This is a genomic window from uncultured Sphaerochaeta sp. (assembly GCF_963676625.2).
Classification (GTDB): Bacteria; Spirochaetota; Spirochaetia; order Sphaerochaetales; family Sphaerochaetaceae; genus Sphaerochaeta.
In genome coordinates, this window is the sequence record NZ_CAXXYB010000010.1 from 93,990 (window position 1) to 120,416 (window position 26,427).

The 26,427-nt window shown below is 42.7% G+C and carries 20 protein-coding genes, 1 tRNA gene and 3 rRNA genes; 2 read left to right on the plus strand and 22 right to left on the minus strand.

Features of this window, described 5'->3' with window-relative positions:
• Positions 1-62: 62 nt before the first annotated feature.
• The 5 genes from ACHZBG_RS15840 to ACHZBG_RS15860 form a co-directional block, all read right to left on the minus strand.
• A complete protein-coding gene (locus ACHZBG_RS15840) occupies positions 63-1,670 on the minus strand; it encodes an alpha-amylase family glycosyl hydrolase (protein ID WP_320130438.1) in 1,608 nt (535 codons plus the stop codon).
• Between the two features lie 358 nt (positions 1,671-2,028).
• The gene (locus tag ACHZBG_RS15845) at positions 2,029-2,280 is read right to left on the minus strand and encodes a hypothetical protein (protein WP_320130439.1); all 252 of its coding nucleotides are present in this window, start codon (positions 2,278-2,280) and stop codon (positions 2,029-2,031) included.
• A gap of 3 nt (positions 2,281-2,283) precedes the next feature.
• A complete protein-coding gene (locus ACHZBG_RS15850; RefSeq protein WP_320130440.1) occupies positions 2,284-3,045 on the minus strand; it encodes a ParA family protein in 762 nt (253 codons plus the stop codon).
• A 1,369-nt stretch (positions 3,046-4,414) separates the two neighbouring features.
• Complete coding sequence (locus ACHZBG_RS15855) at positions 4,415-5,743, minus strand: GH1 family beta-glucosidase (RefSeq protein WP_320130441.1); 1,329 nt, start codon at positions 5,741-5,743, stop codon at positions 4,415-4,417.
• A 304-nt stretch (positions 5,744-6,047) separates the two neighbouring features.
• Positions 6,048-6,665 carry an HAD family phosphatase gene (locus tag ACHZBG_RS15860; protein WP_320130442.1) on the minus strand — a complete coding sequence of 206 codons (618 nt, stop codon included), beginning with the start codon at positions 6,663-6,665 and terminating at the stop codon, positions 6,048-6,050.
• A 223-nt stretch (positions 6,666-6,888) separates the two neighbouring features.
• Here ACHZBG_RS15860 and ACHZBG_RS15865 point away from each other — a divergent pair, with 223 nt between their 5' ends.
• On the plus strand, positions 6,889-7,638 hold the full coding sequence (locus ACHZBG_RS15865) for an exodeoxyribonuclease III (RefSeq protein ID WP_320130443.1): 750 nt from the start codon (positions 6,889-6,891) through the stop codon (positions 7,636-7,638).
• Between the two features lie 81 nt (positions 7,639-7,719).
• Here the strand turns inward: ACHZBG_RS15865 and typA are convergent, their stop codons facing one another.
• The 12 genes from typA to ACHZBG_RS15925 all read right to left on the minus strand — a co-directional run bounded on the left by typA (position 7,720) and on the right by ACHZBG_RS15925 (position 18,605).
• Positions 7,720-9,564 (minus strand): translational GTPase TypA, encoded by a 1,845-nt coding sequence (gene typA / locus ACHZBG_RS15870; protein ID WP_320130444.1) that lies wholly within the window; start codon positions 9,562-9,564, stop codon positions 7,720-7,722.
• Between the two features lie 44 nt (positions 9,565-9,608).
• The gene (locus ACHZBG_RS15875; protein ID WP_320130445.1) at positions 9,609-10,805 is read right to left on the minus strand and encodes an MFS transporter; all 1,197 of its coding nucleotides are present in this window, start codon (positions 10,803-10,805) and stop codon (positions 9,609-9,611) included.
• A gap of 137 nt (positions 10,806-10,942) precedes the next feature.
• Positions 10,943-11,458: an N-acetyltransferase family protein gene (locus ACHZBG_RS15880; RefSeq protein WP_320130446.1), complete on the minus strand. Its 516-nt coding sequence runs from the start codon at positions 11,456-11,458 to the stop codon at positions 10,943-10,945.
• On the minus strand, positions 11,455-11,883 hold the full coding sequence (locus ACHZBG_RS15885; protein ID WP_320130447.1) for an arsenate reductase ArsC: 429 nt from the start codon (positions 11,881-11,883) through the stop codon (positions 11,455-11,457). Before ACHZBG_RS15885 ends, ACHZBG_RS15880 begins: the two co-directional genes overlap by 4 nt.
• Positions 11,884-11,904: 21 nt before the next feature.
• The gene (locus tag ACHZBG_RS15890) at positions 11,905-12,249 is read right to left on the minus strand and encodes a thioredoxin family protein (protein ID WP_320130448.1); all 345 of its coding nucleotides are present in this window, start codon (positions 12,247-12,249) and stop codon (positions 11,905-11,907) included.
• A gap of 47 nt (positions 12,250-12,296) precedes the next feature.
• Positions 12,297-13,304 carry a permease gene (locus ACHZBG_RS15895; RefSeq protein WP_320130449.1) on the minus strand — a complete coding sequence of 336 codons (1,008 nt, stop codon included), beginning with the start codon at positions 13,302-13,304 and terminating at the stop codon, positions 12,297-12,299.
• On the minus strand, positions 13,295-13,594 hold the full coding sequence (locus ACHZBG_RS15900) for a metalloregulator ArsR/SmtB family transcription factor (RefSeq protein ID WP_320130450.1): 300 nt from the start codon (positions 13,592-13,594) through the stop codon (positions 13,295-13,297). The genes ACHZBG_RS15895 and ACHZBG_RS15900 overlap by 10 nt, the downstream gene beginning before the upstream one ends.
• A 173-nt stretch (positions 13,595-13,767) precedes the next feature.
• Positions 13,768-15,345, minus strand: coding sequence for an ATP-binding cassette domain-containing protein (locus ACHZBG_RS15905; protein ID WP_320130451.1), 1,578 nt, complete (start codon positions 15,343-15,345; stop codon positions 13,768-13,770).
• A gap of 236 nt (positions 15,346-15,581) precedes the next feature.
• Positions 15,582-16,247, minus strand: coding sequence for an amino acid ABC transporter permease (locus ACHZBG_RS15910; protein ID WP_320130452.1), 666 nt, complete (start codon positions 16,245-16,247; stop codon positions 15,582-15,584).
• 3 nt (positions 16,248-16,250) lie between these two features.
• Complete coding sequence (locus tag ACHZBG_RS15915) at positions 16,251-16,904, minus strand: amino acid ABC transporter permease (protein WP_320130453.1); 654 nt, start codon at positions 16,902-16,904, stop codon at positions 16,251-16,253.
• 71 nt (positions 16,905-16,975) lie between these two features.
• The gene (locus ACHZBG_RS15920) at positions 16,976-17,779 is read right to left on the minus strand and encodes a transporter substrate-binding domain-containing protein (protein ID WP_320130454.1); all 804 of its coding nucleotides are present in this window, start codon (positions 17,777-17,779) and stop codon (positions 16,976-16,978) included.
• Positions 17,780-17,855: 76 nt separating this feature from the next.
• Positions 17,856-18,605 carry an amino acid ABC transporter ATP-binding protein gene (locus tag ACHZBG_RS15925; RefSeq protein WP_320130455.1) on the minus strand — a complete coding sequence of 250 codons (750 nt, stop codon included), beginning with the start codon at positions 18,603-18,605 and terminating at the stop codon, positions 17,856-17,858.
• A gap of 355 nt (positions 18,606-18,960) precedes the next feature.
• Here ACHZBG_RS15925 and ACHZBG_RS15930 point away from each other — a divergent pair, with 355 nt between their 5' ends.
• Positions 18,961-19,446 (plus strand): carboxymuconolactone decarboxylase family protein, encoded by a 486-nt coding sequence (locus ACHZBG_RS15930; RefSeq protein WP_324292085.1) that lies wholly within the window; start codon positions 18,961-18,963, stop codon positions 19,444-19,446.
• Between the two features lie 22 nt (positions 19,447-19,468).
• Here ACHZBG_RS15930 and ACHZBG_RS15935 read toward each other — a convergent pair whose 3' ends face one another.
• The 5 genes from ACHZBG_RS15935 to ACHZBG_RS15955 all read right to left on the minus strand — a co-directional run bounded on the left by ACHZBG_RS15935 (position 19,469) and on the right by ACHZBG_RS15955 (position 25,281).
• Positions 19,469-20,203: a sulfite exporter TauE/SafE family protein gene (locus ACHZBG_RS15935; protein WP_320130457.1), complete on the minus strand. Its 735-nt coding sequence runs from the start codon at positions 20,201-20,203 to the stop codon at positions 19,469-19,471.
• A 126-nt stretch (positions 20,204-20,329) separates the two neighbouring features.
• Positions 20,330-20,443 (minus strand): 5S ribosomal RNA (gene rrf / locus ACHZBG_RS15940).
• Positions 20,444-20,526: 83 nt separating this feature from the next.
• Positions 20,527-23,467 (minus strand): 23S ribosomal RNA (locus ACHZBG_RS15945).
• Positions 23,468-23,518: 51 nt separating this feature from the next.
• Positions 23,519-23,592, minus strand: a tRNA-Ala gene (locus ACHZBG_RS15950).
• A 148-nt stretch (positions 23,593-23,740) separates the two neighbouring features.
• Positions 23,741-25,281, minus strand: a 16S ribosomal RNA gene (locus ACHZBG_RS15955).
• The 16S, 23S and 5S rRNA genes sit together here with 1 tRNA gene alongside, the layout of an rRNA operon.
• Positions 25,282-26,427: the final 1,146 nt, after the last annotated feature.

Sequence of the window (26,427 nt, forward strand, 5' to 3'; positions counted from 1 at the left end):
CCGCTATTCTTGAATATATCAAGAATATAAATGTCTGTATAGTTGCCAGTAGAATTGTTTTTTCAAGAAGCCGAATAGGAAAGAATGACTCCTTGCATAGGTTTCAGCTTAAACAGGTTTCCCTCAAAATTTGGAATTGATTCATATGGCAAGGTCGAAAAACAAGGTTTGCACGATTTCCAGTCAATTGATTCATCAAATACATGTACAGTCTGTTCTCTTCTGGAAAAGTTCAAAAGAATAAGCCTTGTATCTTTTTCAAAAGTCCTTTTATACACAAGTACCTTGGAATTATCTTTTTTACAAAACGAACAGGCTCCTGCAGTAAACACTTCATCGTCAGAACGCAACTTAAGCAGACTTTGATAGAAAACCAAGGTAGAAGTAGGATTAGTTTCCTGACTTTCCACGGAAAATTTTTCACTATTATTGGCAAACGGTAACCAAGATTTTCCTGTAGTGAAACCATGTTGCGCGCTTCTATCCCAAATCATAGGACCACGCTCCCCATCACGACCAACGGGATATGGCCAGTATCGTTTCCCCAAAGGATCCATCATGTTCTTTCTCGAAACCTTTGAATTGGGTAAGCCTAGCTCTTCTCCATAATACAGAAAAATCGTTCCCCTTTGGGTAAGCAAGAAAAGAGTGGCAATTCTATTTTTGCGTTCATCATTTCCAAAACGACTTACAGAACGAATCACATCATGATTGTTCAATACCCAAGTTGGGCATCTTTGCTGACTAACTGCTTCATACCAACGTTTAGCAGTCTTCTCCCATTTTATGGCGTCAAAAGGAATATTGATCAGGGAAAAATCAAAGGTCAAATTCAATTCATCACGGCGTTTTCCCAGGTAACTAGCAGCCATTTCCGGCTCTCCTGGATTTTCGACCATTATTTCACCAACAAGCATCCTTTCATCATAGGTATCGAGAAATTTTCTGAATCTTCTTAGCTTTTCATGAGCCTCAGGTCTATTTCTATCGAAAATATGTCTGTGCATATCGTAGGGTCTGGGACTTGATCCCATTACTGGTGGATTATTACGAAACCCAGCATCTTTTATAATGCAATTAATCACATCCAAACGAAAACCATCAACACCCTTTTCAAGCCAGAAGCCAATTTCTGAAAAAATTGATTTTACGGTTTCCTCGTTTCTCCAGTTTAAATCTGGTTGGGTTGGCAGAAATGAATGGAAATAGTATTGACCTCTCTTCGAATCAAAGGTCCACCCCTTTCCGCCAAATGCAGCGTACCAATTATTGGGGATGCTATCGCTCCAGATATAATAATCCTTCTTTTGGGATTCTTTTGAAGATCTGCTATCTAAAAACCAAGGATGCTGATCTGAAGTATGGTTAAGCACCAAGTCAAAGATTACTTTCAATCCAAGATAATGCGCTGATTCCAATAAATCCTCGACATCTTCCATTGTTCCAAAAACTGGATCTATTCCACGATAATCAGAAATGTCATATCCAAAATCTGTCATTGGGGAAGTGAATATTGGACTGAGCCATATAGCTCTTACTCCAAGTTCCTTGATGTATCCAAGACGATTGATTATTCCTCTTATATCCCCTATTCCATCACCATTGCTGTCCTGGAAACTTCTGGGATAAATCTGATACACAACCGTATTTTCCCACCAAGGCGTATTCATTCGTATTTTCCCCCTAGCTCTTCGAAATGCTTCATGACCTAATAGTAAAAATAAAATAAATTTTGAATAGATCATTATCATACTTTTTCTATATCATATTGATATAGATATAAACACTTTTATATATAATATTTATACTTCTATTATATATACATTATAGCTTTTTAATAACTTTCTTTTTATAAAACAATTTCTCTAATATTCATTTCATTTATTATAATATTGTTTCTATTTATTTCTATATTTCTCTCATATAGTTATTATATTTTTAATATCTATAATTGATATTATTTTCTATAAGAACTATTTTATATTTGTATAGATATAATTTTGTTTCTTTATAAAAGAAATGATTATTCTATTCCTGAGCATGCTTTTTTGAAAACTCTTTTAATGAAAACCGTATGCCGGCTGCCCAACCAAGACCCATACTGGAAAACAGTTCTTCCAATTCTCTCTTGAATGAAGGCTCTATAGAAAAAGTCGTCAAAATTTTGTTTTCTTTTTTTGAAGTAGAATTCTCTTTTGAAAACAACTGTTTAGCCTTTCGGCCACTTATACTCTCATTTACAACTTCATTCTCTTTCTCTGAACTTCTTTTCAATGCCATAATCTATCTCCAAATTGCCTTATTCAAAGCCAAAAAAGCTTCAACTGTGGTACTTTTCAAACCTTTTCCATTTTTTTTGAAAAGTTGCGGAGCCATCCCTGCTTCTTGTGCTTTTCTAAATAAAGGGTCAACAGGAATTTTATAAACTGTAAAGGCACCCTCACAAGCTGCAGAATAAATATTTCTATGTTGTTTTATTCTATTATCAAAAGAATTGATGATTATTTTAGAATGCTTTACATTCGACCTGAGATTTTTTTTCATTTTATTGAGTTCATCAATAAATATTTCCAATCCATCAAGACTAAAAACTTCCGGTGTCATAGGGGTTATGACCTCATCACTTGCTATAAGTGCGGCACGTTCCAGACGTCCCAAACCAGGCGAAAGATCGAGTATTATTCTCTCATATGAATTTGACAATTCTTTTATTAAATCTTGCAAAACAAATGGCTCTTCAGCAAGTTTTGTTTCAGAATATCCCTTAAGAGAACCTCCAATACCAAAAGTGGGCAATATAGATAGATTATCGACAGTTGGAATTTTCACGATAGCATCTTGGCAAAAACATTTTCCCTGAATAACATCAGCTAGCTCATATTTTGGAGCTTGTTTCAAAAACCATGAAGAAGCATTCCCTTGGGGATCGACATCAACAAGCAATGTAGGAAATCCATCCAATGCCGACTGACAAGCGAGAGTCCCAGAAATAGTAGTTTTACCTACGCCTCCTTTCTGGAGGTGGAATGCTATTGTTTTCGTCATCTACTTCAACCTTTGCAATAATTATATACCCACTTTTATCATAGTACAAGTATCATTGCAAACCTTATTGATTGACATCTTAAATGATACTTTTCTTGTATGTAATATAAGTAGTACATATACTACTTCATATTCTTTCTATATTCTATCCATTTCTTTATAAATTGTTATTACATTATTTAAATATATTATTTATATCATAGTTATATAGTATTTTTAGACTTTCTTAAATTGATTATGATAATATAGCTTGAATAATTTCCAATCTTCACCAGTATTCTTTTTTATTTTCCTAAAACTATTTTGCTTTTTTTATTTATATTGTCATTGATTTAAAACTTAAATTCTTCCATTTGCAATGATATTATATAAATGTATTAAAATCATAACCAACTTATTACATTCCGTACTAGGTATGTTGTATTACATTTTTGCTAATGAAAAATTGCATATACATTACTGCGTTGATTTTCTGGAATGTACTTTTTCTTTTATGTTTTGTCTAATAATGGAGAAATATTCTCTGATTTATTATTCATGGATTACAAATTCGATACTGTTTTTAATGTTTACCATCTTTGTTCATTGCATTCAATACTGTATCTTTTTTCACTTGACTCACTTAATTATATTTATCCATTTTTTTATTTTTTAATTAGCTTTTTGCATTCAAATTATATCTACAAATATTCCAGGAAGATCGTGCCAAGATACAGAAGCCAATACTATTTAAGTGATATAGTTTTATTATGATAATAGTTTTTTTTCATATGCTATTGATATTGTTTTATGCTGAATCTATATAATACTAATATGTTTATCAGATCTTTCAGTTGGAAGATCATCTGGATACTATCTTATAACCTGCTGATACCCAATACGGGTATTTCTCACTAAATTTTTAGACAAGTTACTTCTTTTAAAGTCATAAAAACAGCACGCTTTATATTTCATTCTTCTAATTCTGTATTGTATTACTAAATTTTTATATTGCTATATTACTGTTATTTACTTATATCAATATTCTTATTCTAATTTCTAATATTATAACCAATAAATATTTTATATTATTTATGCTTTTTTACTGATTATTTTTTACAATTCCAATTTTTCTTCTATATCGTTTCTATTTCTTTTCTGTATAGTTTCATAGCTAATATTCCATCTTTTTTATGATCTTTTATATCATTAATAACTAAAATACTATTATTTTTATATATTCCTGATCATTCATCGAAAGCATTCAAAACTAAACGATTCTCGATAATCTAGAATAATCTTCTCAACTGAACCTATATCAGTTTTTATCTATCATAATATTACAAGTACCTGCGAAAATTTATTACTCTTTCCCGCAGGTACCCATTTCTTAGAACTCACAATATCCTGTTATTACATCTCTCATCATATAAGCACTATCCTTTGGAATTCTCTCTTGTGTCTCGAAATTATCATAAATTATACCAAATCGTTTTGAATATCCCCAGGACCATTCAAAATTATCGATAAACGACCAAACAAAATATCCTTTCAAATTGATCTTTTCTTGGATTGCTTGCTTACAAATCTCAAAATGCTTGTTTAGATAATCACATCTGAAATAATCATGAATCCTGCCATCTTCAACAACATCATCCGTTGAGCAGCCATTTTCGGTGATATAAAGGGCCATACCAGACGTTTCCTTATCAAAATAACGTAGTAATCTTAGTAAACCATATGGAGTTACAGGCCAACCTTGGCCTGTGGTTCTTTGCCATACTGGTTCAAATGTATATTTCAAAGGAAGGGTCGCATCATAAGAAACAGCGTTTTCCTGATAATAATTTATACCCAAGAAATCTATCTTCTGTCCGATTATTTCCATATCATCAGCTTCAATTGGATAGGTAATACCTAACCCATTTGTTACCAAGGTAGGATACCCCTTCCCAAGGACAGGAAGAAGAAAGACATCCGTTTCAAAGGCCCTTGCATAATTGCTTGCCAAAATATCTTCTTTTCTTTGGGTTGCAGGCCTTGGCATCGTAGGATTGAGCGTCAAACCGATTGGCTTAGTAAGATTCGTCTTTCTATACTCAGCAACAGCCAACCCATGAGCCAAATTCAGATAATGTACTGCTTTGTTCGCCTTATCAGGATCTTTGATTCCTGGCGCATGTTCACCTGTAAGATATCCAAGGTAAGCACTGCAATAAGGTTCATTCAGGGTTATCCATTGGTCAACGTATTCTCCTAAATAATCAAAACAAATCTTTGCATATGAGGCAAAGGCATAGGCTGTTTCCCTATTTGCCCATCCTCCCCTATCTTGAAGGACTTGTGGCAAATCCCAATGAAACATTGTTACTGCAACCTGGATATTATTTTGTTTGAGTTCCTTACAAAGTCTTTTGTAGTAATCAAGTCCAGCAAAATTTACAGGACCGACACCATCAGGAATTATTCGAGGCCAGGCAATGGAAAATCGATATGCCTGAAAGCCCAGTTTTGCCATCAAAGCTATATCCTGCTTGTATAAATGATATTGATCAGCTGCTACTGAACCATCATCACCATTCAGTACAGCACCTTTCTTTTTACAAAAAGTATCCCAGATACTGGCCTTCCTACCGTCTTCGCCTGTAGCACCTTCTACCTGATAACTTGCCGTTGCACAGCCCCAGAGAAAATCTTTCCCAAACGTAACCTGCTGCATAGAATGTATCCTTTTATTTTATTAAATCTTACAAAAGCCTATCACTATCTATTTTACAAGGAATCCTAACAAAATGTTTTTCAAGTAAACCTACAAAACTTGGATACTTCACAAGTTTTCCTTTGAAAGAAAAATCTTATATGAATTTCAAACATGTAAAGCGACCAACAATCATAAAAATAATACCATACTCTTTTTCGCTCATACAAGGTTATGTTTTAATTTTAACAAAGTAATTTTCATATGTTAAACTAACTATACTTATATCATTACTATTTTGTTTATATTCGTTTTTTTATAAATATTATAGTATTTCAATATCACTTAGATGAGTTCGTAAATTACTGGAATTAGTAAACAGATAGGCCTTCATTCCACAAGATCTGGCACTTTCACAATTCTCTTTGGAATCATCGGTAAAAAAGATCTGTGAGGCTCCTAGGTTTTCTCTTGCAAGAATTTCTTCAAAAAAACGTATATCAGGTTTTGCCATATGCAAATCCACAGAAGCATATACTTTATCGAACAAGGAATAATCTCCTCTTGCCATATGGAATGCATAATGAGCTGGTTCCGTATTGGTCGCACAAATTATCCGCATTCCTTTCTCTCTCAACTCTTGGACAAGGGTAACCATGGTACTATCAAGAGTTGGATTGAAATATTTTCCCCAAAGCGAATTTTCCATTGCTGGCATTTTTTGTCCTGTCACAAGCGAGAAGGCTTCCCATACCTCTGTTTCTGAAATATTACCCTTTGTATGCTCAAGCATAATGGTATCCAACTTTTCATTCAAATCGCTGAATCTATCATATTCTTCGACCCCAAGTTCCCTGAGAACTTTTTTCTCAATAAGAGCATCTGAATGTCTTGCTATCACACCACCCATGTCGAACATGCAAATCGAAATATCTTTTTTCATACATTGCGAGTTTATCACAATCCTATGATTTAAAACCAGTATAGCAAACAGCTAGATGTTGACCCGCAACGACTCAATTCAATTTTTTCTAGTTGTACAAGATTGGCCCTTCTGTAAAATAGAGGGATGTTTAACTTTGCATGATTCAGTCTTCAAAACCCCTTAATAAGAGCTTGACTCAGCAAAGGAAGAAACCATATACCTTAATAGAGGAGAAATTGCCGTGAAGTTGATAAGCTGGAATGTAAATGGATTGCGAGCGTGCCAGAAAAAGGGATTCGAAGAATACCTTTCCCATAGTGATGCAGATATTTTCTGTCTGCAAGAAACGAAATTGCAAGAAGACCAAATCACTCTGGATACACTGATTTATCATACCTTCTGGAGTTTTGCTGAAAAAAAAGGTTATTCTGGCACCGCCCTTTTTTCTAAGGTTCCTCCCCTTTCCGTCAAACATACCATCGGGCATCCTCTCGACTCTGAAGGACGTACGGTCACTGCTGAATTTGAAGAATTTTTCGTTGTATGTTGCTACACACCCAATAGCCAAGAAAAACTTGCAAGAATCGATCTTCGCATGGATTGGGATACTGCTTTTGTCTCTTATGTATCCGACCTGGACAAAATCAAGCCTGTACTCATCTGTGGTGACCTCAACGTCGCACACAAACCTATCGACCTAAAAAACCCCAAGGCAAACGAAAAGAACGCAGGATACTCGATCCAGGAACGCGATGATTTCTCAAACCTGCTACAGGTCGGCTTCACTGATTCCTTCCGGTACCTTTATCCTGAAAAGGCTGAAGCCTATTCCTGGTGGTCTTACCGCTTTCAAGCCAGGGAAAAGAATATCGGATGGAGAATTGACTACTGGCTCGTCAGCGATAGATATCGTGAGAATATCATGGAAAGCGCCATAGAATCCGAGGTGCCTGGTAGCGACCATGTACCAGTCGTTCTCATTCTCAAATAAGAACCTTTGTCCCAAAAAAAAGCTATCAAATATAATTTGACAGCTTTTTTTGGGTCTTTTTATTTGTATCTATCCAATTATTTACTTCTTGAGTAAATAATCAGGGATTTGTCCTCGGCTTTCAAAGATCTTCCGTTGTTGTCCGATAAGAATCTTCTTGCACATTCTTACAGACTTCGGCGTTACCTCGACTAATTCATCGTCTTTTATGAACTGAATCGCCTGTTCCAGAGATAATTTGGTAATAGGAGTCAGTGTCACTGCTTCATCATGTCCGGAAGACCTTAGGTTAGTAAGTTTCTTGGTCCTGGTAGGATTGAGACATAAATCAATTTCACGATTCCTTTCTCCCACTATTTCCCCTTCATAGACAGGATCGTTAGGAACTACAAACAGCCGTCCACGATCTTCAAGTTGCCACAGAGCAAAAGATACAGCCTCACCATCACGATCACAAATCAAGGAACCGCTGAAACGATCAGGAAAATCGCCCTTATAGGGTTCATACCCCTTGATAAAGCTATTCATTATTCCAAGGCCTCGGGTATCAGTCAGGAATTCATCGTGATATCCGATCAGACCACGGGAAGGAATTTCGAATTTCATCTTCACTCTTCCTGTGCCAGTATAGGTAATATCACTCATCAGAGCCTTACGACGTGCGAGTTTATCCATGACAGAGCCGCTTGTTTCTTCAGGACAGTCAATTTGGAGAAACTCAACAGGTTCAGTTTTTCTTCCTTTTTCATCAGTATGGAAAATAATTCTGGGTCTTCCGACACAAAGCTCAAAACCTTCACGTCGCATTTGCTCAACGATAATGGCCATTTGGAATTCACCACGACCCTTTACCGTAAAGGTATCATCGTCAATATTCTTTTCCACCCTGATGGAAACATTGCGCAAGGTTTCCTTCTGTAGTCGCTCCCAAATCTTTGTGGCGGCTACGATCTTGCCTTCTTTTCCTGCCAAAGGACTGATATTCTTGCTGAAAAGCATAGAAACAGTCGGTTCATCCACTGAAATACGAGGAAGAGCCTTTGGATTGGCACTGGTACAGATTGTATCCCCGATTGAAACATTGTCGACACCTGCAAGGACAAGGATATCACCGCTCTCAACTGTTTCCGCATCGTGAAAGGTTGGACCATCGTATGCCTGGAGCTTGGTAACACGCAAAGGTCGACGAACATCGCCTTCCTCGATACATACCAAGGAATCATACATATTTGCCTTTCCATTGATAATACGACCAATTGCAAGACGACCCATAAAATCACTGTAGGAAAGATCACTTACCAACATTTGAAAAGGTTCTTCGTCATCATATTTTGGAGCTGGGATGGAAGTGATAATGCAATCCATCAACTGATGCAAATTGTCATCAAGTTTATCGGGGGCTATACCACACATTCCTGTCTTTCCAATAGCATAGAAAACAGGTACTTCAAGCATTTTCTCGTCATTGCTCAACTCAAGCAACAAGTCATATACTTCATCAAGGACTTCTTCGCTACGAGCATCCTGACGATCAACCTTGTTTATTACAATAATGGGGGGCAGGTTCAGCTTCAAGGCCTTCTCAAGAACAAAACGTGTCTGGGGAAGAGGGCCCTCGGCTGCATCAACTAAAAGAACGACGCCATCTACCATGGAGAGACCTCTTTCGACCTCACCACCGAAATCAGCATGTCCCGGAGTATCGATGATATTTACCTTGACTCCTTTCCAATGTATTGCGCAGTTTTTTGCACTGATCGTAATCCCACGTTCCCTCTCAAGGGTACCGCTATCCATGATTCGTTCCTGGGTATCTCTGGAAACCAAACCACTTTGCTTGAAAAGAGCATCAACAAGAGTAGTCTTACCGTGGTCAACATGTGCTATTATTGCTATGTTTCTGATATGTTCGTTTTTTTTAATCATCAATTATTCCTTATAGGTTACTGTATCATAGATAGGAAAAGTACTTAAGCGTTCTGTAATAACTTGTTCTTTCCGCGCGAGAAAATCCATTTGAGGATTATCAAGGCAAGCATACAGAAAATTGAAATGCTGATAGTGGCAATGCCTCCGGCAATACCGGATTTTTGGGCAACAATGCCAACAAGCACGGGCATGGCGATCGCGCCAAGGGTTGCAACAGCAATACAGGTGCCTGTAGCGAGAGTTGAACTATTAAACCGTTTATCCATCGTAGAAAGAGTCGTCGGATAGGTTCCACTCATTGCCAGACCAAAACCAAATATACTTAGATAAATCAGCCAGGCAGAATGTACGCTGATCATCATAAGAAAAAACACTACTTGAAAAACACCAAGAATTACCAGAAGTATATTCTTGTCCATTTTCGAAGAAAGGAATGCACAAAGAAGCCGGCCTGTCAAAATACATAGCCAAAGAGCAGAAGAAGTTGTTTGCGCCATTACTGTATTGAAGATCCCGGAATCCTTGAAATAGGTCACCAGCCAACCGATTACCGAGGCTTCAGTGCAAAGATAAAAAAACAAGATAAAGGTATTCAACCAAAAACGCCCACTTTTGACAAAATCATTTCCCTCGTCATTTTTTCGATGCATCGGTTTATTTGAAAGAGAAGATCGTCCAATTGCAAATAATGCAATAATTTCAAATACAACCAGAATCCAGGCGCTTATTCGCCAATGGATTCCAAACACTGTCGTGCACAGAATCGCTAAAAAGGGAGCCAAAAAAGCTCCTACGGAAAACGAAGCATGCAAGAAATTCAAAGCTGCTGTCTTATTGCCTGAAATTTCGCTGATGACCACATTGGTGATATTACTGAGAGAACCTCTTCCAACACCGGTAAATATAAAAGCCAGTACCAAGAGAATAGGATTGGCAGTAAGGGTCATAAGCAGGAAACCAATGACAATTCCCAAGGACAGAGTAAGGGTAGTCCGCTTTCTTCCAATAAGATACGGAAGCACTCCGGCGATAAATAAAGCAAAAAAATTACCAACCTGATGAGCAGAAATAACGGCACCGCTCAAGACATAGCTCATATTGTATTCAGTCTTCATAAAAGGAAGGATAGCCCCAATAAGGGTACTCATCATACCACTGGTAAAAAAAGCATAATACATGGTATCCATCAAGGGTATGTTTTCTTTCTTGACTTGTACTATATTGTGAATCGATGGCATGAAGAAGCTCCTGTATGATGTTGGCAAAGGAGTACCGGCCTGTTATACCAGGCCGGTACTCCTATGTAATACAGTTATTTGCAAAGAATGTCCACTAGGTATGGACAAGAGGTGGTACTCCGAAAACCTTAGTGTAACTACTGTTCAGAACAGGATTCCCTTTCAACTTTTCGTTTTTCCATCAAAGTGGTATCCAGCCAATTGCCCTCATGATCTTTCGCAATTTTCTCACGATAGCCAACCACTCGAAAACCGCAATGTTCATGCAAAACAACACTCGCCTTATTATTTGAAATAATTGACGATTGCAAGGTCCAAAGCCCCTGCTTGAAAGCTTCATCTGCAACAATGGTCAGCAAGGATTTTCCAATCCCTTGGCTACGGACTTTGGAGGCAATATAGACACTCACTTCGGCAACTCCTTTATAAGCTGCACGGGAAGAGATGGGAGAGAGTGCAACCCAGCCAACAACATCTTGATTGACCACTGCAACAAGCCGACATAGTCCAAGATGTCCGCTATCAAACTCTTCATAGGCTGGAACCGTTTGCTGGAAGGTAGCGACATGGGTGTCGATACCTTCTTTATAAATTGCAGAGACCGCACTCCAGTCGCTCGATTCCATCTTCCTGATTGAATATTCCATCTTCATGGTTTTGCACCTGAATCCAGTGTTCCCTGCTCTATACGACTTGCAAGAGAAAGGATGTTTGTTTCAATGACTCGTATAATTTTGAGAAATTCTTCATCACTTTTCCCGCTTGGATCGTCCAGTCCCCAATCCTCGCGAAAACGACAGGGAAGCGTTGGGCACTGAACGTTACACCCCATGGTTATGACAATATCAACGGGAGGGATATCCGAAAGGACCTTGGATTTTTGCGTTGCCTCCATATCAATGGCATACAATTGCTTTATCAACCGAACCGCATCCTTGTTTATCTGGGGTTTCGTTTCAGTCCCTGCCGAAAAGCTTTCAAATACATCAAATGCAAAATGCTTCCCCAAGGCCTCAGCGATTTGGCTGCGGCAAGAGTTATGGACACAAACAAAGGCTACTTTGGGTTTTTTAGGCATACCACCCTCCTGAATAAAAAATTATTGCCTTGCTACTTTCAGCATTTCGACAACTTCGTTCTTTGTCAGGACCTTACCCATGGAGAGCACCTTTCCATCGACCACCAAGGCAGGGGTAGTCATGACACCGAAAGCTGCAATCTTGGTAAAATCCGTAACATGTTCGATGGTAGTATCCATTGAGAGTTCTTGCAAGGCTTCAATGGTATTCCTCTCCAAAGCATTGCATTTTGCACATCCAGATCCCAATACCTTTACTGAAGCTTCCACTTCACTTACCAAAGATTCTTTTTGTTCCCCGCAATTTCCACCGCAAGTGCAGGTCTCCAACTCTTTCTTTTTCTTTCCCAATCCAAAAATTGCCATGGCAAACTCTCCTAATTATATATTCTATATAAGATTATAGATCTATTTCATACAAACAAATATCCAAAAGCATTGAACAAATACCCAATTATTATTATGCCTACAGTCACAATACTGGCAAATACAACAAGCAACCTAGGTTTTACGGCCTTCCTCAGCATTACCATTGAGGGAAGCGACAAGGCAGTAACGCCCATCATGAAGGAGAGGATTGTTCCAACCCCCACACCTTTGGCAAACAAAGCTTCCGCAATGGGGATGGTACCAAAAATATCAGCGTACATCGGAACCCCTACAAACGTTGCAATCAGGACTGAAAACGGATTATCCTTTCCCAAAACCGAGAGAATTACATGGGTAGGAATCCAGTTATGGATAAGTGCACCAATGCCTACCCCAATAATAACATACCAGAAAACCTTCTTGACCGTTGCAGAAACTTGTTCCTGGGCATATGCCACACGGTCCTTTTTGGTCATTGCCATTTCTTCCTGACTCTGTATTGGTTTGATTTTTTTGATAAAATCTTCCACATATTTTTCCATTCCCAATTTTTCGATCAAGGAACCTCCCAGTACGGCAAGAATCAGCCCAACAAAAACATAAGCCAATGCTATTTTTCCTCCGAAGATGCTGGTGAGCAAAACCAATGAACCAAGATCGACCAAGGGAGAAGAAATTAAAAATGAAAAGGTTACGCCTACAGGGAGACCTGCACTCGAAAACCCAATGAACAAGGGAATCGAAGAACAGGAACAGAAAGGAGTTATGGTACCAAGCAGGGCAGCAAGAGTATTGGCAAGCAAGCCATCGAATCGCCCCAGTATCCTCTTCGTCCTTTCTGGAGGAAAGTAACTTTGTATATATGAAATAATAAAGATCAATACAGATAAAAGAATAAAAATCTTTATGACATCATACATGAAAAATTGTAAACTACCCCCGAGACGACCTGCAAGGTCAATTCCCATACTTTGCAAAAGAATTCCGATAAGATTATTGAGCCATTTCATCGAGAGGACTTGATTTTGTATAAATGCGGTAATTACTGACATGCTTTGGTTCCTTCCTGTTCCTGACAAACAATAGCTCCAACAAATTGCTGGAATTCTTCAAACAATTCACAATTAAGGGAATAATGTGACCACTTCCCTTCTTTTCTTATTTTTACGAGATTTGATTCACAAAGGATTTTCATATGGTGAGACAAAGTCGGTTGCGAAATAGAGAAATATTCCAACACTTTACAGGCACAAGCCTCTCCAGAGGAGAGTAAATTGACTATTTCCAAGCGATGGGAATCACCAAGTGCTTTGCAAACCAGAACGAACGATTCAGTATTCATACAATATCCTCATATAGAAAGTTATCTATGTAATACCATAACATATAGACGAACGTCAATATGTAATCGTAAAAAATTCCATCTTCCGTCACTTTCTTTGAAAGAGAATCATTTTCCAGGCATTTCACAATCAAGGAATAATGAAAAATAAACACCATTATTCCTAATTCATTTTACCTCTCTTTATTGCACTCTTTTCTATTCTGGTAAAACAGGGGGCTATCAAGAATCTTCAAGGATGACTGGACCTGATCTATTTTTTCAAGATTCCATTCCCTACTACAAATCTGTTGCAAGAAGGCAGCATCATGACTGACACATATATAGGCTCCTTGATATCCTTTCAAGGCCTGTTCCAAGGCAAGTCTTGATGGTAAATCAAGATGATTGGTCGGCTCATCCATTACCAGAAGATTTGTCTCACTTTCCATAGCCATTGCAAGCATGAGTTTTTTCATCTCCCCAGGACTGGAAATTCCTGAAGAGAGAAAGAGCCTGGAATCACTACCCAGCTGAACTATTCGGGAAATTACTCTTCCCTTTACGGTTTCATTCAGGTAAAACATTCTTTCCATTACGTCTTTGGATTCTTCCATTGATATTTCCTGAGGAAGATAGGCAAACTGGACTGGAGATCCTCCAAGAAGACGGACTATGGATTTCAGCAAAGTTGTTTTGCCTAATCCATTGTCCCCTGTAATACCTATGTGATCTTTCGATTGTATTTCCAAGGGAGGAAAGCTCAAATACCGCTGGGGACCGAGTGAAAGGGCATCAGAAGCACAACGGAACACTGTTGCAGAATGATAACAAGAACCTGAAAGAGTAATTCCGGCTACCGGAGAATTCAAGTCCAGAAGCCGCGTCTGATGCAACGCATCATATTCCTTAACACCACACGATTGAGAACGCTCATATCTTTTTTCGAGTTGCTTCTTAAGTTTGCCAGCTTTTCCATCTGATCCTGAAATTCGAACTCCATCAATCTTGGCCTTTCCATCATGATCTTTAGGATCCAAGTTCCTTTTGGAGCATAGCGAATCCTGTCGAGAAGCTTTTCTGCTTCGTTGCATGAGTTCACTTTTGAGTTTTTTAAGTTTGTCAGAACTGTCTTGGTAATTTTTACTTGCTGCAGAATATTGCACATTCGACTGCTTGATTGCCTCTTCATAAGAACAATCAAAGGATTGTGTATACGGTGCATGCACCAACACTGTTCGTCTTACAAGTGCTTGCAAAAACGATCTGTCATGGCTGACCAATATCCCAACACCTTTATATTCTGATAAGGAGTGAAGAATAAAAGCCATTGCTTGTCCATCCAGATGGTTTGTCGGTTCATCGATGGCAAGCATTTCGCTTTCCTGCCATAATGAACAAGCAATCTGGGCGCGTTTTCGCTCGCCTTGACTCAAAGCTTCCCATCGATACAACCAATCTCTTTTTAAAGCCAGTTTTCCAATAAGTTGACAGGCTTTACGGTCATAGGAGGCAATGAACTCCTCAAATCCTGCAGGAATGACTTCAGTTTGTTGGGGAACATACAGGCAACGCCCTGAATGGAGTATGGTTCCTGAATCGGGAACCAGTAACCCGGAGGCAAGTTTCAACAAGGTAGTCTTGCCTCCCCCATTCGGACCGACACAAGCAGTCCAGCCAGGCCCAAAGGAAAGGTTTACTCCTTCAAACAAGGAAATTGACTGTTCTGGATATTGAAAAGAAACTGAATTGAATTCCACTGATTGCACCATATGGCACCTCCCTGAAGGGATAGCATCAAATCTGGGCAAACATAAGGATAGGAACATATAAAGCTATGACAATATTGGAGCCTACTTCCTGATGACCTGAGGACCTGATGACATATCCGGTATGATAATAGTATTCCGAATAAATTCTCTTGGGTTCTGGTCATCAATTCTTCATCGGCTGGAGGACTCCTTATAGATACCTAACCTCTACCATACAGAGACAAGGTTAGTCAATATCAAAACTTAATTCTTCGCGATACAGCAAGTACCGAAACATTCACGAAGTAATACATCAAAGCTACAATTATATAGAGGACTATCACCTGGCTCGAATACTTGAATTTCCCCATAATGATGGTCGCATTCATCATAAGCTCTGAAATTCCCACCACCTGACAAAAAGAAGTATCCTTGAGACAAGTTACGAACTGGCCCATCAAGGGGACAAGGATTTTTTTGATCGCCTGGGGAAGAATAATATGGATCATAGTATGCCAAAAGCCAAATCCTTGGCTGGTTGCCGCTTCCCATTGGCCTTTCGGTATACTATTGAGACCTCCCCGAAGTATCTCGGCTACCATTGCACTGGTAAAGACAGTCATTGCAATGATTGAAGAAACCAGCGGTTTGTTGGGAATCTTCATTCCCAATATATAGGAGGGAAACATCAGACGGAAACTGAGAATAAATAATAAAAGGGGTATATTGCGAACTGAATCAATATAAATGGCAGCCAGCTTGCCTAAAAGGCCCTTACTTGAAAAACGTGCGATCCCTAGCAATGATCCGAAAACAAAACTCAAGAGAATGGAAACAATTGCAATAAGAAGCGTCATTCCCAAACCTTTAACAAGGAATACGAGTACTTCCATCGTAGAAAACGGTGTAAAAAAATCTTTCATGGTTTACCTCGCTTTCCTTTCCAATCTCTGGACACTTTTACTCAAGGGCAAGCAAATCGAAAGATATAGCAACCCGGTAACTATGAAGGTTGGGCCATAGACAGAAGCATCGCTTGCCCAAGAGTCTGCCCTATACATCAATTCCCCGCCTGCTATCAACGCCATAACCGATGAGTTCTTGATCAGGTTGACTGCTTGGTTTGCCATAGGGGGTAAAGCAATTTTCATTGCTTGGGGCAAGACTATCAAAACCATGGTCTGAAGATATCCAAACCCCTGGCTTTGGGCAGCCTCTGTCTGTTGGGGAGGAACCGCTTTTATTGAGGCTTCAATAATTGCCGCCCCAAAGGCCCCGGTATAGAGAGAGAGCCCAATAAAACCAACTTCAAACGAAGTCAGCATTATGTTCAATCGAGGCAGTACATTATAGAGGAAAAAGATTTGTACGACCAAAGGAGTATTTTGAAAGGCACTCATATACGCCTGGGCAAATTTTTGCAAGGGCTTGTTATGAAAGCACCTGGCTAGCCCCATGGCAAAACTGATAATCACCGTTAAAAACAGGGCAAGGACAGATACCCCTATGGTAACGCCAAATCCCTGTAAAAAAACCGGGAAATCCTCAAATAGTCTTTTCCACATCCATACTTTGAACATCTACTACCCTATCCCTAAACATAAGGCCCTTTTTGAGAATACTCAGAAAGGGCCCGCAGATTCACATCTTCTTATTTCAAACCCCATTTTGAGAGCATTGCATCAAGCTCGCCACTCTTTTTCAAATCGGCGATCGTGCTGTTCACGGCGTCAAGCAATGCAGTATTGCCTTTCTTGACGGCAATACCATAATCCTGCTTGGCAAATCGTTCAGAAAGAAGTTTACAGGAATCTTCAAGATAGCCATTGAGAATTGCAAAATCAACGCTGAAAGCATCAATACGGCCACTATCGAGGGCTACCTTGATTTCAGGATACGTAGCATATTCACTATATTTGAGAGTAATACCTGCGTCCTTGGCTCCGGCTTCAAGACTCTTCTTTGTAGTTGCACTCTGGGCAACACCGATAGTTTTTCCATCCAGGTCCTTGAAAGTAGCAAACGAGGAATCTTTTTTTACCATGATAGCAACGGCATCCACATAATAAATCGTGGAGAAATCCCAACTGTTCTTTCTCTCTTCAGTAACCGTAAAGGTAGCTGCAACCATGTCAAGCTCACCGGTATCCAGCAAAGGACCTCTTGTCTTTGCGGTTACAGGCGTGAATTCGACGGCATTTTCATCACCGAAGATATGCTTTGCAACAGCTTTGGACAAATCAATCTCAAATCCTTCGATAACCCCTGTATTGATATTCTTGTACCCAAATGAAGGAACATCAACCTTACAACCGACAGTAAGCTTCCCCTTGGCTTTCAGCTGAGCCAAAGGATCAGTCGAAGTCTCTTTTGCTCCTGCTGCAAACAAACCTGTTGTCGTACAAACCAGAATCAGAGCCAAACCTACAATTGTCTTGATGGAATGCTTTCTCATACGTATCTCTCCCCTATAAGCCCATTGCTGGGTAGTGTTAGCCAATATACATTGGCTCATGAACACAAATCAGTAATCAAGCGCTCTTCAGAATTTTTGACAGAAACTGCTTGGTTCTCTCATTTTTGGGTGAATTGAAGACTTCATCAGGAGTTCCATCCTCAGTGATATGACCACCATCCAAGAAAAGGACCCTATCAGCTATACTGCTTGCAAATCCCATTTCATGGGTAACGACCACCATGGTTATTCCTTCCTGATGAGCAACTTTCTGCATAATATCCAGAACCTCGCTGATCATTTCAGGGTCCAACGCACTGGTAGGTTCATCGAAAAGCAAAACTTTTGGATTCATGCAAAGAGCACGCGCAATGGCAACCCTCTGTTGTTGACCACCTGAAAGTTGTGCTGGATAACTACCGGCCTTTTCTGTCAAACCTACCTGGGCCAGATGCATCATTGCCAGTTCCTCAACATCTTTTCTTTTATCCTTCTTGAGGATAACAGGTGCCAAACATAAGTTATCAAGTACCGTCATATGCGGATATAAATTGAATTGTTGGAAAACCATCCCAATGCCTTGTCTAATCTTGCATAGTTCCCTACGGCTTTTTCCGGTCAACTTTTTGCCATCAACGAAAACTTCACCTTTTTGGGGTGATTCAAAGAGGTTGATACAACGTAGAAGAGTGCTTTTGCCACCTCCTGAAGGTCCAATAATTACGGTCTTGGATCCCTCAGCGATAGAAAGATCGATATGGTCGAGTACTTGCAAATCCCCAAAGCTCATGCAAACGTCCTGGAGTTCAATCATTTTCTCAGCCATTTCTGTCTACCTCCTAATAAAAAACAACGGAGCCGAGCAACACCCTAGGTGTTACTGACTCCGTTGTCATATTTAATCCTTATACATATAATTGACAATATATGCAATAGCAGTGCATGGTTTCTTGTTATCCCATTGAGAAAGTCCCTCAAGGCCATGCCATGCTTGCCCATGATACTTGTATTTTTTTTCTTGAGAAGAGAGAATGCGATACATGCAAAATACTGAACAACACAAGAAAACACGTAGCCTAAAAGGTCAAAGAAAACGATACTCTTTCTTTGAATCCTATACAATTCTATACCAAGGATTTCGAACTCTCAAATATTTTTCAAAGGCAAAGAAATCGGGCGCAATGAATACTGAATTCATGGAAAGAATCATGCTTGCCGTCACTGAAGTCAATGGCTGTCCACTTTGTTCCTATGCCCATACTAATTTGGCCCTGGAATCAGGTATGTCCAATGAGGAAATCCAAAAACTTCTTTCAGGGGATTTGGAAAAGATTCCGTTGAAAGAACTCCCTGCAATACTGTTTTCACAGCATTATGCTGAGTCCAGAGGCAAACCCAATTTGGAATCATGGAATCGTATTGTTGAGATATATGGTAACCAGTTGGCTCTGGGCATACTCGGTGCCATCAGAATGATTATGATGGGCAATGCCTTTGGTATTGTTCTCAGCTCTTTGCAAGGAAGATTCAAGAGAAATTCCAATGACCAGAACCCTCTTTTTTATGAGTTGGGAATGCTACTTTTATTTCTCCCCTTTCTGCTGATTTCCATCCCTCACCGAGTGATTTCTTTTATTGTAAAAAGACCTATCATCTCTTTTGTATAAAAAATACTGAATAAGCAATATTTTATCTTTTTATCAATTCTCCAATTGCTATCAACAGTCCCGATACACCTACAAAAAGATATACTATTTTTTTCAGCAGATCTTCAGGAATCTTGTTAAAAGATTTCAAACCTAATTTTGTTCCTATAAGGATTCCGCCCCAGCCGATCAAGATCAAGGGAATATCTTTTAGGACAAGAGCCCCGTTGAAAACCCTTATACCTATGCTCTCCAAATTACAAAAGAAAAAGTATGCTTGGATAGTTGCTAGGTATTCTATCTTTTCATGTACTGAAGGAAGCAGGTAGAGAGCTACAGGAGGCCCTCCAATACCAAACAATCCATTGCCGAATCCCGCAAGGGTTCCCATGAGCAACCCGTTTCGGATTCTTGGTTTTATTGTTATTTTTTTTGAAAACACAACAAAAAACAAGGAGAGTGCAAGTAAACAGAAACCAAGGATAAGGGTAAGATTTCCAGGTGCTACAGAAAGGCTGTATACGGTAACAAACGCCGCAATGAGCATGGAGGTCCCCAGCAAAGGAAGCAAGGTCTTCCATTGTATATGTTTCCAATATAATATAGTCAGGAATCCAGTACTTGCCATTGCAATAACCTGACACAAGGTCACTGCTGTAGAAAAAGGAAACAAGGAGGGAAGAACTATCATTACGATGATGGGAAAACCAAACCCAATATTGGATTGCAGAAAAGCCCCTATAAAAACTACGGTAAAAAGAATTACTGAAATATACATATCGCCTCTATAGCATACAGTGTACCATATATTTACTATCCAGAAATGACAAAAGCGCACCATAGGGTGCGCTTCTGCTATATATCAATCACATCCCCTGTTGGGGACGGAAAGGGCAAAGAAAAGGCCCGGCGGCTACCTACTCTCCCACGGACGAACCGTAGTACCATCGGCGTGAGAGTGCTTGACTTCCGTGTTCGGGATGGGAACGGGTATATCCACTCTGCTATGGCCACCGGGCCAGCCAACACCTGGGAGCCCGAACAACTCGTTGTGTTCGGACGACCGGCCTTGGCTCTGGGCCTCGGGACTGGAACGATGATATGGTCAAGCCTCACGGATGATTAGTACCGGTCGGCTGAACGCATTGCTGCGCTTACACCTCCGGCCTATCGAACAGGTCATCTCCCTGTTTCCTTCAGCCCGCATCGAGTGCGGGGGGGATGTCTCATCTTGGGGAGGGCTTCCCGCTTAGATGCTTTCAGCGGTTATCCCTTCCGAACGTGGCTACCCAGCGGATGCCGTTGGCACGACAACTGGTACACCAGAGGTTCGTCCACTTCGGTCCTCTCGTACTAAAAGCAGAACCCCTCAGACATCCAACGCCCATGGCAGATAGGGACCGAACTGTCTCACGACGTTCTGAACCCAGCTCGCGTACCGCTTTAATTGGCGAACAGCCAAACCCTTGGGACCTGCTCCAGCCCCAGGATGCGATGAGCCGACATCGAGGTGCCAAACCTTGCCGTCGATATGAACTCTTGGGCAAGATCAGCCTGTTATCCCCGGAGTACCTTTTATCCGTTAAGTGACGGCGCTTCCACGCGCTACCGCCAGATCACTAAGACCTACTTTCGTACCTGCTCGGCTTGTTTGCCTCGCAGTCAAGCCACCTTGTGCCTTTACACTTGCCAGATGATTCCCAACCATCCTAAGGTGACCGTCGCGCGCCTCCGTTACTCTTTGGGAGGCGACCGCCCCAGTCAAACTTCCCGCCTGGCACTGTCCCCGGCCCGGATAACGGGTCGGGTTAGAAAATTGGAAAGGGAAGGGTGGTATTTCACCAGCGGCTCCGCACAGCCTGACGGCCATGCCTCGCGGCCTCCCACCTATCCTACACATCCCTGTCCAAGTCTCCATGCCAAGTTGAAGTAAAGGTTCACGGGGTCTTTCCGTCTAACCACGGGTACCAGGCATCTTCACCTGGACTTCAATTTCACCGGATTTCGCGTTGAGACAGCGCCCATATCGTTACACCATTCGTGCGGGTCGGAACTTACCCGACAAGGAATTTCGCTACCTTAGGACCGTTATAGTTACGGCCGCCGTTTACTGGGGCTTGGATTCGCTGCTTCGATTGCTCTGACAACTCCTCTTGACCTTCCAGCACCGGGCAGGTGTCAGTCCATATACTTCCCATTGCTGGTTCGCATGGACCTGTGTTTTTGGTAAACAGTCGCATGGGCCGTTTCACTGCAACCCCCTTGCGGGGGCCATACTTATCCCGAAGTTACGTATGCATTTTGCCGAGTTCCTTAACGCGAATTCTTCCGTGCGCCTGCGCATTCTCAGCTCGCCCACCTGTGTCGGTTTATAGTACGGGCCCCCAGAGCCTATCCTTAGAGACTGTTTCTCGGCACGACGACTACGCGCACTTCGACCTGCCTAGACAGGTCTCGCTCACGGCTCGCCTCGGCACCCGGATTTGCCTGGGTGCCTCATCGGCTCGCCGCTCCGGCAGGGACTACCGTCGCCCTGCTGCGTTTCGCCCTATGCGTCGTCCCAATCGGAACTCTGGGAGGTGCTGGGATGTTGACCAGCTTCCCATCGACTACGGCTCTCGCCCTCGCCTTAGGGGCCGACTAACCCTTGGGTAGATTACCTTTACCCTGGAAACCTTAGGCTTTCGGCGGACGGGGATCTCACCCGTCTTTTCGTTACTCATGCCTGCATTCTCACTTCCGTCCCGTCCACGGGGGCTTCCGCCCCCGCTTCTTCCGTACACGGAATGCTCTCCTACCGACAGCATCAAGTGCTGTCCCGCGGCTTCGGTGGCGTGCTTAGCCCCGTTAAATTATCGGCGCATGACTACTCGACCAGTGAGCTATTACGCACTCTTTGAAGGGGTTGCTGCTTCTGAGCCAACCTCCTGGCTGTCTGTGCAATCATACTTCCTTTCCCACTTGGCACGCCTTTGGGACCTTAGCCGGCGGTCTGGGCTGTTTCCCTCTTGACGATGGCCCTTATCAGTCACCGTCTGACTGCTGCATATTGTATCGCGGTATTCGGAGTTTGGTTAAGCTCGGTACCCAGTGACGGGCCCTCACCTATCCAGTGCTCTACCTCCGCGACAGTCCGTGCAACGCTAGCCCTAAAGCTATTTCGGAGAGTACCAGCTATTTCCAAGTTTGTTTAGTCTTTCGCTCCGAGCCACAGCTCATCCCAACCCTTTTCAGCGGATTTAGGTTCGGCCCTCCACAGGATTTCACTCCTGCTTCAGCCTGGCCATGGCTAGATCACTTGGCTTCGGGTCTACCGCACGCGACTGAACGCCCTGTTCAGACTCGGTTTCCCTGCGGCTCCGGGACTTCTATCCCTTAACCTTGCCGCATACGGTAACTCGCAGGCTCATTCTACAAAAGGCACGCCATCACCCCTTCGGGCTTTGACCGCTTGTAGGTCCACGGTTTCAGGTTCTCTTTCACTCCCCTCCCGGGGTCCTTTTCACCTTTCCCTCACGGTACTATGCGCTATCGGTAGCTGCCGAGTATTTAGCCTTGGAGGGTGGTCCCCCCAGATTCCGGCAGGATTTCTCGTGTCCCGCCGTACTCAGGTTGCGTGGCCATGCAGCCGAAAGGGTTTCGCGTACGGGGCTTTCACCCGCTCTGGCCGGCCTTCCCAGGACCGTTCCGCTACCCTTCCGGTTTTTGACTGCACGGGGCAAGCCCCCGCCACGCCCCTACAACCCCGCGCACCCGAAGGCACGCGGTTTGGGCTCCTCCCCGTTCGCTCGCCGCTACTGGGGGAATCTCGTTTGATTTCTACTCCCGCTGGTACTTAGATGGTTCACTCCCCAGCGTATACCGCGGACACGCTATTTTGTTCACGTGCCCGCGAATGTCATCAGGACATTCGGGTTACCCCATTCGGATACCCGCGGATCAAAGGGTATTGGCCCCTCCCCGCGGCTTTTCGCAGCTTATCGCGTCCTTCCTCGCCTGGCAGCTCCTAGGCATCCTCCGTGGACCCTAATTTCACTTGACCATATCATTCTTCCAATCCCTACGCTTGTCCTGTCAATAATCACCAATGCTCTGGAGGCAAGGGGATTCGAACCCCTGACCCTCGGCTTGCAAAGCCGATGCTCTAGCCAGCTGAGCTATGCCCCCGAATAAAAAAGGGCGGGGGAAGGAAGAGAAGATCTTCGACGGCGGCGCCCCTGGGGGGCGTCTTGTTCGCAGGACTCTCACCTGCTGGCCAACGGCCTTGGATTGCGGTCCGGGGCTGTGAGAGCCTCGGGCCTGCCTTTCTTGTCAGAAAGGAGGTGATCCAGCCGCACCTTCCGGTACGGCTACCTTGTTACGACTTCACCCCCCTCACCAGGCGTACCTTCGGAACCGCCCCCCCTCGCGGGTTGGGCTGGCGACTTCGGGTACCCCCGACTCGGATGGTGTGACGGGCGGTGTGTACAAGGCCCGGGAACGTATTCACCGCGCCATGCTGATGCGCGATTACTAGCGATTCCAACTTCATGGAGTCGAGTTGCAGACTCCAATCCGTACTGGGACCGGCTTTAAGCGATTCGCTCCGCCTCACGGCCTCGCTGCGCTCTGTACCGGCCATTGTAGCACGTGTGTGGCCCAGGGCATAAGGGCCATGATGACTTGACGTCGTCCCCACCTTCCTCCGGTTTGTCACCGGCAGTTCCGCCTGAGTCCCCACCTTTACGTGGTGGTAACAGGCAGCAGGGGTTGCGCTCGTTGCGGGACTTAACCCAACACTTCACAGCACGAGCTGACGACAGCCATGCAGCACCTGTATACCGGCTGCAAGCAGCTATGCCCTTTCAGGCATATTCCGGTATATGTCAAGCCCTGGTAAGGTTTCTCGCGTACCATCGAATTAAACCACATGCTCCACCGCTTGTGCGGGCCCCCGTCAATTCCTTTGAGTTTCACCCTTGCGAGCATACTCCCCAGGCGGTACACTTAATGCGTTAGCTTCGGTACCGAGGGTCAACCCCCCGCCACCTGGTGTACATCGTTTACTGTGCGGACTACCAGGGTATCTAAACCTGTTTGCTCCCCGCACCTTCGCGTCTCAGCGTCAATACATGGCCAGATGCCTGCCTTCGCCATTGGTGTTCTTCCAGATATCTACAGATTTCACCCCTACACCTGGAATTCCGGCATCCCCTCCTGTATTCAAGCCCTGAAGTTTCCAGCGCGTCCCCCCGGTTGGGCCGGGGTCTTTCACGCCAGACTTGCAGGGCCGCCTGCACGCCCTTTACGCCCAATGATTCCGAACAACGCTCGCCCCCTACGTGTTACCGCGGCTGCTGGCACGTAGTTAGCCGGGGCTTATTCCGGGATTCACGTCATCCCGCGGCCATTCCCTGCCACGGTTATTCCCCCTCCCGAAAAGAACTTTACAACCTCACGGCCTTCATCGTTCACGCGGCGTCGCTCCGTCAGGCTTTCGCCCATTGCGGAAGATCCTTAGCTGCTGCCTCCCGTAGGAGTCTGGACCGTGTCTCAGTTCCAATGTGGCCGATCACCCTCTCAGGCCGGCTACCCATCATCGCCACGGTGGGCCTTTACCCCGCCGTCTAGCTAATGGGCCGCGGACTCATCCCCCGGCGGCGCCGTAGCGCCTTTCCCCGGAGCCCCTTGTGGGGCCCCGCTCGCATCCGGTATTATCCCAGGTTTCCCAAGGCTATCCCGGACCGGGGGGCAGATTGTCCACGTGTTACTCACCCGTCCGCCGCTCTAGGGGCCCGAAGGCCCTTGCCGCTCGACTTGCATGCTTAAAACGCGCCGCCAGCGTTCGTTCTGAGCCAGGATCAAACTCTCCGTCATAGGAATACGGGCCCGAGGGCCCGCTCTTATTCACTTCGATTGTTTGCCCTGTCTTTTCTCGCAAACGAACGTAGCTTCTTTCATCTACCGTTCATCATTTTGAATTGACTGGGAAGCCCCCTATTCGGTGCCTCCGTCTCTAATCTTCTCTTCCTTCCCTGCGCTCGTAATTTCATAAATCGTTGGCATGCCCGGCTTTACCCGGCGCCTCTTTCTCCGCCTCATCTCTGAGGCGCTCGGTTAACATATCCGATTTCCCGCTTCCAAGTCAAGACCTTTCGAACTTTTCTTTTCAGCGTTCCGCTCCGTTTCTGCTTGCCGAACAAGATGGGACTATATACGCCATGCCTCTTATTGTCCAGTAGGTTTTGCAAAATATCATGAAAAAAGTTCAGTATACTAAATCTCTTCTGAAAATGATGATTCTCTTCCAATAATGGTCATTTGATCATTCCTTTATGGATTTTCAGGTAAAAAATTCTCCAGGAAATTGAAATTTCCATACTCTATATAAGAGGAATACTACACTAGGTAACCAACCTTTCCACTTCCTGTCAGTACCTATTCAAGGAACTCAAACCTAACCTCAAAGACTCTTTTTATCCGTTGAAACAAGACAGGAAAACTCTCTCTTTACAGAGAGACACAAACTAATAAAATAAACGCAATATAGAATAAGAAAAAGATATATGATTTCTTCATAACAATGCATCTTATTATCCCTTAATATATTAGTTAATTTCTTTCCACCTATTTCTATCGTGTATCTTTTTACTTCCTGATTTTTTTTCATACTATTGGAAGCTATAAGAGAGCCAACCTCCAGCTAAAGGAGGGCTTTCTCCTATGAACACTTTCTGAGTTCTATCCTATCTATAGAGAGAAAACCAGGACTGAAAAAGTGCAGATCTACGCTTCATTAGAAGGAAGTAATCCTTGAGAATCGAGCTGATTCAAGAGTTCCTCATTATAATAAATAACAGGAAATATCTTTCCGCCAAACAGGTAGTTCTTAAGGTTTTCAACCCATATTTCATCCTAAAACAATGGACTGAACCAAAAATCGATATTCTGGAGACACTTGCAACAGGTCCGATTATTTTTCATTATTTTTTTTATTTATATCTTTTTCTCACTCAATACACA

Excerpts from the sequence above, each read along its gene's own strand:
- ACHZBG_RS15925 (WP_320130455.1), bottom strand. The coding sequence starts at position 18,605 with ATGGCTGAGAAAATGATTGAACTCCAGGACGTTTGCATGAGCTTTGGG.
- ACHZBG_RS15910 (WP_320130452.1), bottom strand. The coding sequence starts at position 16,247 with ATGAAAGATTTTTTTACACCGTTTTCTACGATGGAAGTACTCGTATTC.
- ACHZBG_RS15850 (WP_320130440.1), bottom strand. The coding sequence starts at position 3,045 with ATGACGAAAACAATAGCATTCCACCTCCAGAAAGGAGGCGTAGGTAAA.
- ACHZBG_RS15920 (WP_320130454.1), bottom strand. The coding sequence starts at position 17,779 with ATGAGAAAGCATTCCATCAAGACAATTGTAGGTTTGGCTCTGATTCTG.
- ACHZBG_RS15845 (WP_320130439.1), bottom strand. The coding sequence starts at position 2,280 with ATGGCATTGAAAAGAAGTTCAGAGAAAGAGAATGAAGTTGTAAATGAG.
- ACHZBG_RS15840 (WP_320130438.1), bottom strand. The coding sequence starts at position 1,670 with ATGAATACGCCTTGGTGGGAAAATACGGTTGTGTATCAGATTTATCCC.
- ACHZBG_RS15935 (WP_320130457.1), bottom strand. The coding sequence starts at position 20,203 with ATGTATATTTCAGTAATTCTTTTTACCGTAGTTTTTATAGGGGCTTTT.
- ACHZBG_RS15890 (WP_320130448.1), bottom strand. The coding sequence starts at position 12,249 with ATGGCAATTTTTGGATTGGGAAAGAAAAAGAAAGAGTTGGAGACCTGC.
- ACHZBG_RS15895 (WP_320130449.1), bottom strand. The coding sequence starts at position 13,304 with ATGTCAGTAATTACCGCATTTATACAAAATCAAGTCCTCTCGATGAAA.
- ACHZBG_RS15915 (WP_320130453.1), bottom strand. The coding sequence starts at position 16,904 with ATGTTCAAAGTATGGATGTGGAAAAGACTATTTGAGGATTTCCCGGTT.
- ACHZBG_RS15860 (WP_320130442.1), bottom strand. The coding sequence starts at position 6,665 with ATGAAAAAAGATATTTCGATTTGCATGTTCGACATGGGTGGTGTGATA.
- typA (WP_320130444.1), bottom strand. The coding sequence starts at position 9,564 with ATGATTAAAAAAAACGAACATATCAGAAACATAGCAATAATAGCACAT.
- ACHZBG_RS15930 (WP_324292085.1), top strand. The coding sequence starts at position 18,961 with ATGAATACTGAATTCATGGAAAGAATCATGCTTGCCGTCACTGAAGTC.
- ACHZBG_RS15855 (WP_320130441.1), bottom strand. The coding sequence starts at position 5,743 with ATGCAGCAGGTTACGTTTGGGAAAGATTTTCTCTGGGGCTGTGCAACG.
- ACHZBG_RS15880 (WP_320130446.1), bottom strand. The coding sequence starts at position 11,458 with ATGAAGATGGAATATTCAATCAGGAAGATGGAATCGAGCGACTGGAGT.
- ACHZBG_RS15905 (WP_320130451.1), bottom strand. The coding sequence starts at position 15,345 with ATGGTGCAATCAGTGGAATTCAATTCAGTTTCTTTTCAATATCCAGAA.
- ACHZBG_RS15875 (WP_320130445.1), bottom strand. The coding sequence starts at position 10,805 with ATGCCATCGATTCACAATATAGTACAAGTCAAGAAAGAAAACATACCC.
- ACHZBG_RS15885 (WP_320130447.1), bottom strand. The coding sequence starts at position 11,883 with ATGCCTAAAAAACCCAAAGTAGCCTTTGTTTGTGTCCATAACTCTTGC.
- ACHZBG_RS15900 (WP_320130450.1), bottom strand. The coding sequence starts at position 13,594 with ATGAATACTGAATCGTTCGTTCTGGTTTGCAAAGCACTTGGTGATTCC.